Origin of the sequence: Streptomyces sp. NPDC101152, from assembly GCF_044768275.1 — a bacterium.
GTDB lineage: Bacteria > Actinomycetota > Actinomycetes > Streptomycetales > Streptomycetaceae > Streptomyces.
Genome location: NZ_JBIWPO010000009.1, coordinates 137,482 through 151,384 on the forward strand (window position 1 = coordinate 137,482; position 13,903 = coordinate 151,384).

16 protein-coding genes and 2 tRNA genes are annotated in these 13,903 nt (G+C 71.2%); 2 read left to right on the plus strand and 16 right to left on the minus strand.

Annotated elements, in window-relative coordinates; all coding sequences use genetic code 11:
* Window positions 1-101: 101 nt before the first annotated feature.
* From ACIRVK_RS14880 to ACIRVK_RS14895, 4 genes are all read right to left on the minus strand, one after another.
* A tRNA-Ala gene (locus tag ACIRVK_RS14880) sits at window positions 102-174 on the minus strand.
* 102 nt (window positions 175-276) lie between these two features.
* Complete coding sequence (locus ACIRVK_RS14885; protein ID WP_003976229.1) at window positions 277-510, minus strand: hypothetical protein; 234 nt, start codon at window positions 508-510, stop codon at window positions 277-279.
* A gap of 3 nt (window positions 511-513) precedes the next feature.
* Entirely contained in the window at window positions 514-687 is a 174-nt protein-coding gene (locus ACIRVK_RS14890; RefSeq protein WP_133041029.1) for a hypothetical protein, read from the minus strand.
* A gap of 69 nt (window positions 688-756) precedes the next feature.
* On the minus strand, window positions 757-2,226 hold the full coding sequence (locus tag ACIRVK_RS14895; protein ID WP_404246876.1) for an MFS transporter: 1,470 nt from the start codon (window positions 2,224-2,226) through the stop codon (window positions 757-759).
* Window positions 2,227-2,357: 131 nt separating this feature from the next.
* On the opposite strand from ACIRVK_RS14895, the gene ACIRVK_RS14900 reads away from it, so the two are divergent.
* Window positions 2,358-3,224 (plus strand): helix-turn-helix transcriptional regulator, encoded by an 867-nt coding sequence (locus ACIRVK_RS14900; protein ID WP_404246878.1) that lies wholly within the window; start codon window positions 2,358-2,360, stop codon window positions 3,222-3,224.
* A gap of 69 nt (window positions 3,225-3,293) precedes the next feature.
* Here ACIRVK_RS14900 and ACIRVK_RS14905 read toward each other — a convergent pair.
* From ACIRVK_RS14905 to ACIRVK_RS14935, 7 genes are all read right to left on the minus strand, one after another.
* Window positions 3,294-3,366, minus strand: a tRNA-Ala gene (locus tag ACIRVK_RS14905).
* 78 nt (window positions 3,367-3,444) lie between these two features.
* Window positions 3,445-4,122, minus strand: a complete 678-nt coding sequence (locus ACIRVK_RS14910) for a histidine phosphatase family protein (RefSeq protein ID WP_404246880.1) — start codon at window positions 4,120-4,122, stop codon at window positions 3,445-3,447.
* A complete protein-coding gene (gene rsfS / locus ACIRVK_RS14915; protein WP_404246881.1) occupies window positions 4,116-4,559 on the minus strand; it encodes a ribosome silencing factor in 444 nt (147 codons plus the stop codon). The genes ACIRVK_RS14910 and rsfS overlap by 7 nt, the downstream gene beginning before the upstream one ends.
* Window positions 4,560-4,674: 115 nt before the next feature.
* Complete coding sequence (locus ACIRVK_RS14920) at window positions 4,675-6,381, minus strand: LytR C-terminal domain-containing protein (RefSeq protein ID WP_404246882.1); 1,707 nt, start codon at window positions 6,379-6,381, stop codon at window positions 4,675-4,677.
* Between the two features lie 16 nt (window positions 6,382-6,397).
* Window positions 6,398-7,084 carry a nicotinate-nucleotide adenylyltransferase gene (nadD, locus tag ACIRVK_RS14925; protein WP_404246884.1) on the minus strand — a complete coding sequence of 229 codons (687 nt, stop codon included), beginning with the start codon at window positions 7,082-7,084 and terminating at the stop codon, window positions 6,398-6,400.
* A gap of 80 nt (window positions 7,085-7,164) precedes the next feature.
* Window positions 7,165-7,326, minus strand: coding sequence for a hypothetical protein (locus ACIRVK_RS14930; protein WP_404246886.1), 162 nt, complete (start codon window positions 7,324-7,326; stop codon window positions 7,165-7,167).
* Window positions 7,327-7,434: 108 nt separating this feature from the next.
* Window positions 7,435-7,596 (minus strand): hypothetical protein, encoded by a 162-nt coding sequence (locus ACIRVK_RS14935; RefSeq protein ID WP_404246888.1) that lies wholly within the window; start codon window positions 7,594-7,596, stop codon window positions 7,435-7,437.
* Between the two features lie 125 nt (window positions 7,597-7,721).
* Between ACIRVK_RS14935 and ACIRVK_RS14940 the strand changes: the two genes are divergently transcribed.
* On the plus strand, window positions 7,722-8,804 hold the full coding sequence (locus tag ACIRVK_RS14940) for a M48 family metallopeptidase (RefSeq protein WP_404246889.1): 1,083 nt from the start codon (window positions 7,722-7,724) through the stop codon (window positions 8,802-8,804).
* Window positions 8,805-8,835: 31 nt separating this feature from the next.
* Here ACIRVK_RS14940 and ACIRVK_RS14945 read toward each other — a convergent pair whose 3' ends face one another.
* From ACIRVK_RS14945 to proB, 5 genes are all read right to left on the minus strand, one after another.
* On the minus strand, window positions 8,836-9,906 hold the full coding sequence (locus tag ACIRVK_RS14945; RefSeq protein ID WP_404246891.1) for a hypothetical protein: 1,071 nt from the start codon (window positions 9,904-9,906) through the stop codon (window positions 8,836-8,838).
* Window positions 9,907-10,018: 112 nt separating this feature from the next.
* A complete protein-coding gene (locus ACIRVK_RS14950) occupies window positions 10,019-10,615 on the minus strand; it encodes a hypothetical protein (RefSeq protein WP_404246893.1) in 597 nt (198 codons plus the stop codon).
* Between the two features lie 113 nt (window positions 10,616-10,728).
* Complete coding sequence (locus tag ACIRVK_RS14955) at window positions 10,729-12,015, minus strand: glutamate-5-semialdehyde dehydrogenase (RefSeq protein WP_404246895.1); 1,287 nt, start codon at window positions 12,013-12,015, stop codon at window positions 10,729-10,731.
* 73 nt (window positions 12,016-12,088) lie between these two features.
* On the minus strand, window positions 12,089-12,565 hold the full coding sequence (locus ACIRVK_RS14960) for a hypothetical protein (protein WP_404246897.1): 477 nt from the start codon (window positions 12,563-12,565) through the stop codon (window positions 12,089-12,091).
* Between the two features lie 150 nt (window positions 12,566-12,715).
* On the minus strand, window positions 12,716-13,843 hold the full coding sequence (gene proB / locus ACIRVK_RS14965) for a glutamate 5-kinase (RefSeq protein WP_404246899.1): 1,128 nt from the start codon (window positions 13,841-13,843) through the stop codon (window positions 12,716-12,718).
* Window positions 13,844-13,903: the final 60 nt, after the last annotated feature.

The window sequence follows — 13,903 nt, forward strand, 5'->3', positions numbered from 1 at the left end:
AGGGCCGCCCGGAGGCCGGGCGGCCCTTCTCTGCGGGTGTCAACTCACCCTGAACACAAGAAAGATCCCGCCGGATCGAAGTGATCCGGCGGGATCTGCTGTGGAGCTAAGGAGAATTGAACTCCTGACCTCCTGCATGCCATGCAGGCGCTCTACCAACTGAGCTATAGCCCCTTGCGGCGGCCCCCTGGTTTCCCTGGCGGCGACGCCAACATTACACGGTCGACCGGGTGGAACACCAAATCGTTTACCCGGTGCCCGCGCGCGGGACGGAGGTCAGGCCGTCACGAACGAGTAGAACCTCTTGAGGGTGCAGTGCTCCTCCAGAAGCCGCCCGTAGATCGGCTCGCCCTCCAGTTCGCGGTACGTCTCGATCGGGTCGCCTTTTATGATCAGCGCCCGCGCGCATTCCTCGCACCAGTACTGGTAGTCGGGATTGACCGGTTCCATGTCGCGGACGATGGGCGTACCGCTGCCGCACCAGTCGCACTTCCGCCTGTGTGCACCCATCGATCAGCTCCAGCTGTGGCCGCAGGCCGTGCACACGTAGGAGATCCCACCGTTGTCGCCGAGGACCTGGGCGACATGGGCGGAACCACAGGAAGGGCAGCTCAGGCGGGTGACCGTGTCCCGTGTCGACGCCGCTTCGAGGAGGTGGCCGTCCTCCTCGAGGATGCTCGCAGGCATCACTGCTCCCTCCCGTCGGGCCGCGCCCCCTTCCGGCCGTTTGATTCTGCCACGGCCGGACCAATACGGTCAGCGACGCCTCAGTACCAGTCCGGACACGGCACCCACCGCGGCCGTCCCTGCCAGCGCGAACACGCAGGCCCAAAGCGCCTCCGCAGAGGTATACGCCTCCGGGGCCCCAAGTGACTCAAGCCGGTTCAGGAACAGTGTGCCGAACGCGGCGACCCCGGTAAGCTGCCCGAGCTGCGCGACGGTCGCGAGCAGCCCGCTGGCGTCCGCCGCGTCCTCGGGTCGGACGGTGGCCAGTGCCCGGGTCAGGGTGGGGCTGAAACCCAGGGCGATGCCCACGCCGACGCCGGCGTACGCGACGTACAGAGGCACCCCGCCGTCGCCGCCGCCCTTCAGCGCCAGGCCCACGCCGATCATGGAGAGCGCGGTCAGCACGAAGCCGACGGGGGTCAGCAGCCGCTGCCAGGAGGCGGGCCAGTGTCGCCAGGTCAGCCCGACGGCGCCGAAGACCACCGCGGTCGGCGCGAAGCTGAGGCCCGCCCGCAGGGCGCTGTAGCCGAGACCGCCCTGCACGTGCAGGGTCAGCGCGAACAGGAAGCCGCCGTTGACGGCCATCACGGCGAGGATGCGGAACACGGCCAGACCCATGCCCGGGTGGCGCAGCACCCGCGGCGCCACGAGCGGGGCGCCGCCCCGCCGGGCCAGCCGGGCCTCGTACCGGCAGAACAGCGTGAACACGACCGCGGCGCAGGCCAGCGAGAGCCAGGACCACAGCGGCCAGCCCTCCTGCTGCCCGAGCACGAGCGGCACCGTGAACAGCGACACGGCGGCGCCGAGCAGCACCAGGCCGGGCAGGTCGAGGCCGCGCGTCCGCTCCGGCGCCCCCGGGTCCCGGGCCGGCAGCACCCGGGCGCCCACGGCCAGCAGTACGAGGCCGACCGGCACGTTCACGAGGAACACCGGCCGCCAGCTGGTGCCGAACAGGTCGGCGCTGACCAGGACTCCGCCGACGACCTGACCGGCCGCGGCGCCGACCGCGATGACCGCCGAGTACGCGCCGAGCGCCCGCGCCCGGGCCTCGCCGGTGAAGGTGCGCTGGATCAGGCTGAGCACCTGCGGGATCATCACGGCCGAGCCGGCGCCCTGCACCAGCCGGAACACGATGAGTTCGGTGGCGCCGCCGGCCAGTCCGCAGGCGAGCGAGGCCACGGTGAACAGGGCGAGCCCGGCGAGGTGGACCCGGCCGTGGCCGAGCCGGTCGCCGAGCCGGGCACCGGTGATCAGCAACACCGAGTACGTGATGGCGTAGCCGGCGACCACCAGCTGCAAGTCCCCGTCGGAGGCGTGGAGTTCGGAGCCGATGGTGGGGGCGGCGACGTTCACGATGAACACGTCGAGCAGTGCCATGAACTGGGCGGCGAGGACCAGCGCGAGCAGCGGCCGGGACCGATTGTCAGTGGTGGGGGCTTTACTGGTCTCAGGACTTGCGGCCGGTGCGGAATCCGGCCCCGTCTTGGGTGTGGTCGTCATGCCGTCGAGCCTGACGAAGCCTCCATACGGGTGCCGAGAGCCCGCCGATGCTGGTACTGACAGCACCTGGCAGAGGACAAGTCGGGCATTGAGCATGGTCGTACGACGGGGACCGACGGGGGGACACAACGATGACGACGACACACCGCAGGCGGCTCGAGCTGGCCGCTTTCCTGCGCACCAGGCGGGCCCGGGTGACACCGGCGGACGTGGGCATGCCGCCGGGTTTTCGGCGCCGCACACCGGGCCTGCGCCGCGAGGAGGTCGCCCAACTCTCGGGCGTGGGGGTGACCTGGTACACCTGGCTGGAGCAGGGACGCCCGATCAACGCCTCCGCGCAGGTCCTGGACGCCGTGGCGCGCACCCTGCGGCTGGATCCACCGGAGCGGGAGCATCTGTACCGGCTCGCGGAGGTGCCCTTCGAGCCGGCCCCGGAGCGGCTCGGGCAGTCCGTGGGACCGGAGGTGCAGAGCGTCATCGACGCCCTCGACCCGATCATGGCGGTGGTCTACAACTCGCGCTACGACATCCTGGCGACCAACGCCGCCTACCGGGACCTGTTCCTGGTGCCGCAGACCCTCGCGGTCGGCGTGCCGAACGTGCTGTGGACGTTGTTCACGCTCCCCGACGAGGCCTGCCCGGTGGTGCACCGCGAGTGCGAGTTGCCGTTGATGGTGGCGACGCTGCGGTCGTGGTACGGGAGGCATGTGGGCGAGCCGGCCTGGGAGGGGTTCATCCGCGACCTGTCCGCGGCCAGCCCCTACTTCGCCCGGCTGTGGGCGAGCGGGGAGGTGATACCGCCGGGGCCGCGGGTGAAGACGTTCCGTCATGAGGCGGTGGGCGAGCTGCGGATGACCTCGCAGTCGCTCCAGATCGACGGGATGCCGGAGTGCCGCATCGTGGTCTACACGCCGGAGGACGAGACGGTGGGCGCGAAGCTCGCACTGCTCAGGGAGAGAAGGGAGCACATCTGGCCGACAGAAAATCCCGCCTCCTGAAGGAGACGGGATCCTCATCCATCGATCTTCGTCAATCGATCTTTGACAACTCAACAGAGTGTCGATCTGTGGAGCTAAGGAGAATTGAACTCCTGACCTCCTGCATGCCATGCAGGCGCTCTACCAACTGAGCTATAGCCCCGTGTTCCTCTGTTCTCCCCGCTCGGCGGGGCGAACAAGAAGAACTCTAGCCTGCGACCTGCCGGAAAGTGAAATCCGCTCAGTCGTCGTCGCCGAGCACCGGCTCCGGCAGCGTGCCGGCGTTGTGCTCGAGCAGGCGCCAGCCGCGGGCCCCCTCGCCGAGGACGGACCAGCAGCAGTTGGAGAGACCGCCGAGACTCTCCCAGTGGCGGGCCTCCAGCCCCAGGAGGCGCCCGATGGTGGTGCGGATCGTCCCGCCGTGGCTGACGACGACGAGCGTGCCGTCGTCGGGGAGCTTCTCGGCGTGCCGCAGCACCACGGGGGCGGCGCGCTCGGCCACCTCGGTCTCCAGTTCGCCGCCGCCACGGCGGACGGCTTCCCCGCGCTTCCACGCCGCGTACTGCTCGCCGTACCGCTCGATGATCTCCTCGTGCGTCAGCCCCTGCCAGGCGCCCGCGTAGGTCTCGCGCAGGCCCTCGTCGTGGGTGACCTCAAGACCGGTGAGCGCGGCGAGCTCTGCCGCCGTGTTCGCGGCGCGCTGGAGGTCCGAGGCGACGATCGCGTCGGGCTTGAGGGAGACGAGCAGGCGGGCGGCGCGGCGGGCCTGGGCGACGCCGGTCTCCGTCAGGGGGACGTCCGTGCTGCCCTGGAAGCGGCGCTCCACGTTCCAGGGGGTCTGGCCGTGCCGCCACAGGATGACGCGGCGGCCGCGGCCGGAGCGGCCCGCGGAGACCTCACCTGTGGCGTTCGTCACCACTCACCGCCGAGGTCGGCCGCCTCCTCGGCGGCCTGGAGCTTGGCGTGCTCCTCGGCCTTGCCGCGGGTGGCCTTGGCGTCGGCGGGCAGCTCCAGCTCGGGGCAGTCCTTCCACAGCCGCTCCAGCGCGTAGAAGACGCGCTCCTCGCTGTGCTGGACGTGGACGACGATGTCGACGTAGTCGAGCAGCACCCAGCGGGCCTCGCGGTCGCCCTCGCGGCGCACCGGCTTGGCGCCGAGCTCCTTCTGCAGCCGCTCCTCGATCTCGTCGACGATCGACTTGACCTGGCGGTCGTTGGGCGCGGAGGCCAGCAGGAAGGCGTCCGTGATCGAGAGCACGTCACTGACGTCGTAGGCGATGATGTCGTGCGCGAGCTTGTCGGCGGCCGCCTGGGCGGCGGTGGTGACGAGCTCGATGGAACGGTCGGTGGCGGTCACTACGTGGCTTTCGGTCGGCGGTCACTTGACACCAAGGGTCTCACGGACAGCCGGGGGCACCCCACGTGATTAAGGGATCACCTGGGGCGCCCCCGGCCCTGACCGTGAGCGCCGGCTAGACGGACGAGGGCTTGTAGTCCTTGCCGAGGACCACCGAGACGTTCGCGTTGGCGGTGGTGGTGCCCTTGGTGACGGCGCTGGTGGGCAGGCCCAGGGTCTTGGCGACCTCGGTGGCGTTGTCCTTGTCGGCGGCGTCGGCGTAGACGACCTTGGAGGTGGCCGAGGTGCCGGTGGCGGTGCCGCCGTCGAGGAAGGTGAAGCCGCCGTTGAGGAGCGCCACGCGGGTCTTCTCGGTGTTGTCCTTGACCCCGCTGGCGTTCTGCACGGAGACCCGGACCGCGGAGCCCTGGTCGGGGCTCTTGGCGGTACCGCCCAGCACCTCCTTGACGACACTCGCGCCGGCCTGGGCGCTGATGGTGCCGTCGTTCTGGACGGGCAGCAGCGCGGTTTTGTAGGCGCCCGACTTGGCGAGGTCGGCGAGCTTGGCGAGGAAGGTGCCGAGATCCTTGTCGGTCAGCGACGGGTCGAGGATCTGCGCGAGTGTCTGCACGGTCGTCGTGGCGCCCGCCGGGTCGGAGGACATCTTGCGCAGCACGCCCTGCATGACCTGGCCGAACCGCTCCAGCTGGGCGTTCTGGCCCTCTCCGGAGGCCCGGTAGGTGGCGTAGGCGACGGCCATCTTGCCGCTGAGGGTCTGGTCCTTGCCCTGGTGGACGAGGGGTGCGGTGCCCTTCTTCTTCGCAGTCGGGTCGGGCACGTCCGCGTTGGTGTCGATGTCGATGTTGCCGACGAGGTCGACGAGGTTCTGCAGGTAGGGCGTGTCCAGCCGCCAGGTGCCCTCGATGCTGGTGCCGAGGACCGTGCCGAGGGCGTCGCGGGTGCCGGCGGAGCCGTCGTCCTCGACGGACTTGGCGAGGGTGACCGCGTTGCCGTTGTCGTCCGTCAGGGAGAGGGAGTTGGGCAGCAGCACGGTGGTGCCCTGCTTGGTGGTGGTGTTGTCGACGAGCAGCACCGTGGAGGTACCGCCCTTGCCGGTGTTGTGCAGGTGGACGACGATCACGTCGCGGTTCTGGGCGGCAGCGGTGGTCGCCGTACCGGACTTGCCGCCCGGCTTCGACAGGCCGGGCAGCTTCCCGGCGTACCAGAGGTAGCCGACGCCACCGACCGCGAGCAGGGCCAGGACCACGACGAGGGCGACGAGCCGGCTGCGGGCGCGGCGCTTGGCCTCCTCACGGCGCTCGGTGCGGTTCTCGGTGAAGTTCAGCCAGTCGATGACGTCCTCGGAGTCGCCGTCGGGCTCCTCCACGAAGGCGAACTGCTCGGTGCGGTAGTCGCGTTCGGGCCGGGCGGGCGCCTCGGGGTCGCTCCGCTCGGGCTCCGCCGGGCCGGCCTGCTGCGGGATGTGGGCGGTCTGCTCGGCGACGCGGGGCTGCTGCCCGCCGGGAGCGGCCTGCCCGTAGGCGTCGTACGGGCCGGCGGGCGCTCCCGTCTGGTGGGTGCCGGTGCCGTACGGGTCGTAGGAGGGCGCTGACTGCTGCGGGCCGGTGCCGTACGGGGCGTAGGGCGGGGCGGGCTGCTGCCCGCCGGTCGCGTAGGGGTCGTAGCCGTAGCCCGGCTGCTGGGCGTACGGGTCGTACGGCTGCCGGGGCGCCTGCTGGGGGGCGGCCTGCCGGTACACGGGGCGGCCGTACTCGTCGTAGCCGACCAGCTCGTACTGGTTTTCGTTCTCGCCGCCGTAGCCCGCGTCGTATCGGTCGTTCACCGGTGCCCCTCTCGGTTCACTCGCCGCGGTACAGCTCGCGCTTGTCGATGTAGCGCACGACTCCGTCCGGCACCATGTACCAGATGGGGTCCCCCTTGGCGACTCTCGCACGGCAGTCTGTGGAGGAGATGGCGAGCGCGGGAACCTCCACCAGCGAGACGCCGCCCTCCGGGAGGCCGTGGTCGGTCAGCGGGTGCCCGGGGCGGGTGCAGCCGATGAAGTGCGCGAGGGAGAACAGTTCCTCCGAGTCGCGCCAGGTGAGGATCTGGCCGAGGGCGTCGGCGCCGGTGATGAAGAAGAGGTCCGTGTCCGGGTTGAGCGCGCGCAGGTCGCGCAGGGTGTCCACGGTGTAGGTGGGGCCGCCGCGGTCGATGTCGATGCGGCTCACCGAGAACTGCGGGTTCTCGGCGGTGGCGATGACCGTCATCAGGTAGCGGTCCTCGGCCGGGGAGACCTGGCGGTGGGTCTTCTGCCACGGCTGGCCGGTCGGGACGAACACCACCTCGTCCAGGTGGAACTGCGCCGCGACCTCGCTGGCCGCCACGAGGTGCCCGTGGTGGATCGGGTCAAACGTTCCGCCCATGACGCCGAGACGGCGTTTGCCGGGGTTCGACGGGCCGTTGCCCGGTCCGCTGACCCGACGGGTCCCGGTGTCGCTCGCCGTGTCTTTCGCCGGACCGGTAGGCATGTCCTGCTCTCCCATGCGTGCAGACCCTACCGGCCCGGCCTGGGCGCTCCGTTCGACGGATGCCCGGGTTGTCCCGGTACCGGGCGCCTTCGGGTTCAGCGGTCGCGGTTGAAGCGGGTGGTGATCCACAGCAGGAGCAGCAGGACGACGAGCGCGCCGCCGCCGGTGACGGCGGGCTGCAGGCTTTCGTGGTTTCCGCCGTGCTCGCTCTCGGCGGCGAGGGTGGCCAACTGGGCAGCGGTGCTGTGCAGGAACATCTTCGGCAGACCAATCCGGTGAGGGCGGGCAAGGGCGTCGGCCCATCGTATGCGGGAGCCGTGGCGGCGATCACGCCGACTCCACCGTCGGGGAACCCCGCGCGGCCCTCAGTCGTCCTTCCGCTTGTAGCCCCGCAGCAGGAACCACCCGGTGAACGCGCACCCCAGGATCATCACCACCAGCACGACCCGGAGCAGATATCCCGACCCCTGGTGCTGGGCGGCGCTCGTGGCTGCGGCGAGCCAGGCGGCTGCGGGGGTGTGATCCATGGTGCGGGACTCCTTCGGTGTAGTGCCCGTCCACCGTAACTCCGCCTACGCTGGGCCTTGCTTCGGGGGCGCAAAGGGCCGCACAAGGGTCCGCAAAGGGCCACTACACGCACATGGGGGAAGACATGTCCGACGACGGCCACGAGCACAACGGACACGAGCACGTACCGAGCAGGCAGCGCCGACGCTTCCCGGGGATCTCCTCGCGTGCGTACGAGCACCCGGCGGACCGCAGCGCGCTGGTGGCGCTGCGCAAGCTCAGCGGCTTCGACACGGTCTTCAAGGCGCTGAGCGGTCTGCTGCCGGAGCGCAGTCTGCGGCTGCTGTTCCTGTCCGACTCGGTTCGGGTCTCCGACCAGCAGTTCGCGCACCTCAACGACATGCTGAGGGACGCCTGCTACATCCTGGACCTGGAGAAGGTCCCGCCGATGTACGTCCACCAGGACCCGCAGCCCAACGCGATGTGCATCGGCCTGGACGAGCCGATCATCGTCGTCACCACCGGGCTCGTCGAACTGCTCGACGAGGAGGAGATGCGGGCGGTCGTCGGCCACGAGGTGGGGCACGCCCTGTCCGGGCACGCGGTGTACCGCACGATCCTGCTGTTCCTGACCACCCTGGCGGTCCGGGTCGCCTGGATCCCGCTGGGCAACCTCGCGATCATGGCGATCGTGACGGCGCTGCGCGAGTGGTTCCGCAAGTCGGAGCTGTCCGCGGACCGGGCGGGGCTGCTGGTCGGGCAGGACCTGACGGCCTCGATGCGCGGCCTGATGAAGATCGCGGGTGGCAACCACCTGCACGAGATGAACGTGGACGCGTTCCTCAAGCAGGCCGAGGAGTACGAGGCGGGCGGTGATCTGCGTGACTCGGTGCTGAAGATCCTGAACCTGCTGCCCCGCTCGCACCCGTTCACCACCATCCGCGCGGCCGAGCTGAAGAAGTGGTCCGAGACCCGGGACTACCAGCGGATCATGGACGGCCACTACCCGCGGCGCGACGAGGACAAGGACGCCTCGGTCTCCGGCTCCTTCCGCGAGTCGGCGGCGAGCTACGCCGACAACGTGAAGACCTCCAAGGACCCGCTGATGAAGCTGGTCAGCGACATCACCGGCGGAGCGGGAAGCCTGGGCGGCCGAGTACGCCGAGGCTTCGACGGCTTCACCAGCCCGGCGCCGGGTCAGGACGAGCCACCGACCGACGATCACTGACCATCGCCGGGCGGCTTCAACGCCGCCCCACTCACACCGTCGGCTCAGCCCCCGTGGCCAACGTCCCGCACAGGGCCGTGGCCCCGCCCGTCGCGTACGGGTCGGTGCCGGCCGGACCGCCCGCCTTCGCGGTCTGGCCGGCCAGGAGGGGGTGGAAGTGGTTCGTGGAGTCCTCGGCGCAGGACAGCGGCCCGGCCTGGACGTAGGAGACGATCAGCTGGGCCTGGTGGAGGCGCAGGTCGTCGCGGTCGAAGCGGAAGTGCAGCTCGCGCCGGACGGTGAACAGGGAGGCCTGGGCGGTCGCGGCGGACCCGGTCGGCTTCAGCGCGTACACGAAGGTGTGGTCGGCGGTGACCTCGAGGGTCGCGGAGTCGGTCTCGGCGGCCTGCAGCGTGCCCTCGACACGGATCCTGGGGTCGGCGAGCTCGGCCCGGGTCTGGTCGAAGCGGACCAGCCAGCCGGTCGGCTGGTGGCGCCCGTCGGCGGCCGGGCGGGCGAAGCTCTGGTCGAACTGGTCGAGCTGGTTGCCGTCCAGCATGACCCGCACGGCACGGACGTCCTGGCTGCCGATCACCTCGGGGTAGAGCGAGGAGCGGACGAGGTAGTCCTTGGCGGTGGTCAGGGCGGCCACCACCTGGCTGTCCGAGAAGTGCGCGGTGCGCCGCGTGGCGGGCAGCGGTATCCCCTCGGCACCGACGCGGAACTGTGCGGCGGGGCTGTGCGCATACAGGTACTCGGGGTCGGCCGCCCCGGGTACCGTGCCCAGCGGGGACAGCGGGATGACGGTCATCCGCAGCGGCTCGACCGGCTGCTGGGCGGCGGGCGCCTGGTAGGGGTGCCGTACGCCCATGTAGATCGCCGTCCCGAAGGCGACGGCGATGAGGAGAACCAGGATGAGGGCCTGCCGTGACAGGCCCCGGTGAAGGGGCGGGCGGCGGCGGACGGCGGGCGCGTGGTCGGCCATGCGCTCCTGGGCGGAGAACTCCTGGAGGCGGGCAGCGCGGACGAACGACTCGTCGAAGACGACGGATCGGTATTCGTCCTCTCCACCTCCGGGGGCGCCCTCGGGTGTCCCCTCCGGTGGGTCTCCAGGCCCTCCCATACCTTCAGGGTAGGTCTCCGGAAGGCCCGGTAAACGCCCTGGTACACGACAAGTTCTGACAGGTTCTCACCAGAACCCGGCCGGAGTAGGAAGGGGCCGCTCGCGGCGCCGCTCAGGGGCTGCGCGGGATCACCGAGACCGCCGGGTGGGAGTACTCGGCGGAGGCGGAGGGCGGCGCGGCGCTGCCCTGTTCCAGGCCCGTCGAGGCGGGCGGCGGCGGTACCTGGTCCCGGCTGCTGGAGGAGGCGCCCCGGTAGACCGCCGTGAAGGCCAGGGCGACCATGCCGATGCCCATGACCAGGGCGAGCATCCAGGCGACGGGGCGGTGCCAGTTGACCTTCTTGCCGTACGTCCCTGGGGCGCCGTAGCGGCCTTCCAGGACGTCGGTGTCGTCCAGGTCGTCGAACTCGGGATCGTGGCCGAAACCGGTGGGGTCGTAGCCGTCCTCGTAGCGCTCGCCCCGGGCGTGGGCCCGGCGGGCCTCCGCCTCGGAGGCCTCGGCTCTGGCCTGGGCGGCGGCCAGGAGACGTTCGACGGCGGTGGGCTCGTGCACCACGGCCGCCCGTACGAAGGCCTCGTCGAAGACCACGGAGGCGAACTCTTCGTCCGACACCCCGCGGTCGTGGTCGTCGTCGGGCTCCCAGCCGTCAGGGAACGGCGTGCCCCCCACGTCCTCCGGCACGGATCCAGAGTAGACCTGGGGGGTCAATTTGGGCAGACGGTAGGGAAATTCATCCGCTGGGTGAGACGGCTCCCCTGCGGCATGGGAGCGTGCGGAGAGCGCATGCCGGGCGCATATGCGCCCGGCCGGGCAGGACCGGCTCAGCGGCGGATGTGGCCGTCGCCGGTGACGATGTACTTGGTGCTGGTCAGCTCCGGCAGGCCCATCGGACCGCGCGCGTGCAGCTTCTGCGTGGAGATGCCGATCTCCGCGCCGAAGCCGAACTGGCCGCCGTCGGTGAAGCGGGTGGAGGCGTTCACGGCGACCGTGGTGGAGTCGACCAGTTGGGTGAAGCGGCGGGCGGCCTGCTGCGAGGTCGTCACGATCGCCTCGGTGTGGCCGGAGGACCACAGCCGGATGTGCTCGACGGCCTTGTCCAGCGAGTCCACGACGGCGGCGGCGATGTCGTAGGAGAGGTACTCGGTGTCCCAGTCGTCCGGGGTGGCCTCGACGACGATCGCCTTGGTGTCCTTCGCGTACGCCTGCACCCGCGGGTCGGCGTGGACGGTCACGCCGGCCTCCGCGAGGGCGTCCAGGGCCCGGGGCAGGAACTCGGGGGCGATGTCCTGGTGGACCAGGAGGGTCTCGGCGGCGTTGCACACGCTGGGCCGCTGGGCCTTGGAGTTGATCAGGATGTCGACCGCCATGTCGAGGTCCGCCTGGGCGTCGACGTAGACGTGGCAGTTGCCGGTGCCGGTCTCGATGACGGGGACGGTGGACTCGGAGACGACCGTCTGGATGAGGGAGGCGCCGCCGCGCGGGATGAGGACGTCGACCAGGCCCCGGGCCCGCATCAGCTCGCGGACGCTCTCGCGGCTCTCGCCGGGCACGAGCTGGACGGCGTCGGCGGGCAGCCCCGCCCCGCCCACGGCGTCGCGCAGCACACGCACCAGCGCCGTGTTGGACTCGTAGGCGGAGGCCGAGCCGCGCAGCAGGACCGCGTTGCCGGACTTCAGGCACAGGGCGGCGGCGTCCACGGTGACGTTCGGACGGGCCTCGTAGATGATGCCGACGACACCAAGCGGGACGCGGACCTGGCGCAGGTCGATGCCGTTGGGGAGGGTGGAGCCGCGGACGACCTCGCCGACCGGGTCGGGCAGGGCGACGACGTCGCGCACGTCCGAGGCGATGGCGCGCACCCGCTCCGGGGTGAGCGTGAGGCGGTCGATGATGGCCTCGCTGGTGCCGGCCTCGCGGGCCTTGGCGATGTCCTTCGCGTTGGCCTCGACGATCTCGCTCGTACGGACCTCCAGCGCGTCCGCGACGGCGGCCAGCGCGTCGTCCTTCTCCGCGCGCGGCAGCGGGGCGAGGTCGGCGGCGGCGGCCTTGGCGCGGTAGGCGGCCTGCTGGACCGGGGAGAGGGAGTCGTACGGCGAAAGCGTGGTCATGAGTGAAGGGTAGTGCGCCGGGAGGGCGCGTCCACCGCGCATCCCAAAGCCCGAGACACCTGGCGAGAGGGGCTCAGAAGGGGTGGACGCCGACCGGGCTCGCGGGCGGCGGGCCGTAGCCCTCGGCGACGCGCTGGTGGTAGGTCTCGCGGTCGATGACCTCCAGACCGACGATCTCCCACGGCGGCAGTTTGGCGGTCTGGCGGTGCTCGCCCCACAGGCGCAGGGCGACGGCGGCCGCGTCATGCAGGTCGCGGGCCTCCTCCCAGTAGCGGATCTCCGCGTGGTCGCCCGCGTACCTGCTGGTCAGCAGGAAGGGGTGGTCGTGGGCGAGCTGCTCGAGGCCGCGCCGCACCTCGGCGAGCGGGGCCTCGGCGCCAGAGACGCTGAGGGTGATGTGCCACAGGCGGGGCAGGTCCGCCGGTTCCTCGTAGCGGTCGCCGGCCGCCACGCTGGTCAGGGCGCGTTCCTCGCCCACCGCGCGGGAGGAGGGGCCCCCGGCGCCGCCGGCGCCACCGCAGGACGCCGTCCCAGGGCGCACTCGTCTCACGACGGCCTCCTTTTCGCAGGGTCGAGCTTCGCCAGGGTCGAGCGGTGCTCGTGCGGAATGTGTCCCTGGGACAAAGTTGAGCAGGCCGGGGGCCGTCACGTGACGCTTTTGCGGAACGTCCACCGCCGGGGGGCGGACGTTTCGGTCCATTTACGGGTGCAGGATCACCAGATCGTCCCTGTGTACGACCTCACGCTCGTACGCCGGGCCCAGTTCCCGGGCGAGCTCGCGGGTGGAGCGGCCGAGCAGCTGGGGGATCTCCCTGGCGTCGAAGTTGACGAGCCCGCGGGCCACCGCGCGCCCCTCGGCGTCCCGCAGTTCGACCGGGTCCCCGGCGACGAACTCGCCCGCCACGGCGGCGATCCCGGCCGGCAGCAGCGAGGTGCGCCGCTCGACGACCGCCCGTACCGCCCCGTCGTCCAGGGTCAGGTGACCCTGCGGGGTGGAGGCGTGCTGCAGCCACAGCAGGCGATCGGCGGACCGTTTGCCGGTGATGTGGAAGTAGGTCCCGGTGTCGCCGCCGGCCAGGGCCTCCGCCACGTGCACGGCGCTGGTGAGGACCACCGGGATGCCGGCCGCGGCGGCGATCCGGGCCGCCTCGATCTTGGTGACCATGCCGCCGGTGCCGACGCCGGCCTTGCCCGCGCTGCCGATCTCCACGTGCGCGAGGTCCCGCGCTCCCCGTACCTCCGCGATCCGCGAGGTGTCCGGCCTGCTGGGGTCGCCGTCGTAGACGCCGTCGACGTCGGAGAGGAGGACCAGCAGGTCGGCGTGGACGAGGTGGGCGACCAGGGCGGCCAGGCGGTCGTTGTCGCCGAAACGGATCTCGTCGGTGGCGACGGTGTCGTTCTCGTTGACGATCGGGAAGGCGCCCATCGCGAGCAGCTTGTCGAGGGTGCGGGAGGCGTTGCGGTGGTGGGCGCGACGGCTCATGTCGTCGCTGGTCAGCAGGACCTGGCCGACACGGACGCCGTAGCGGGCGAAGGAGGCGGTGTAGCGGGCCACCAGCAGTCCCTGGCCGACGCTGGCGGCGGCCTGCTGGCGGGCGAGGTCGCGGGGGCGGCGGCGCAGTCCCAGGGGGGCGAGGCCGGCGGCGATGGCACCGGAGGAGACCAGGACGATCTCCTTCTCGCCGCCGCTGCGGCTCTTGGCGAGGACGTCGACGAGCGCGTCCACCCGGTCGGCGTCCAGGCCGCCGGAGGCGGTGGTCAGCGACGAGGAGCCCACCTTGACGACGATCCTGCGGGCCTCGGTAACGCCCTGCCTTGCCCCTGCCACCTGCTCGTCCGTCCCCTCGCGCGCTCGGGTCTCCCCGCCACGCAATCTACGCGACGAGGC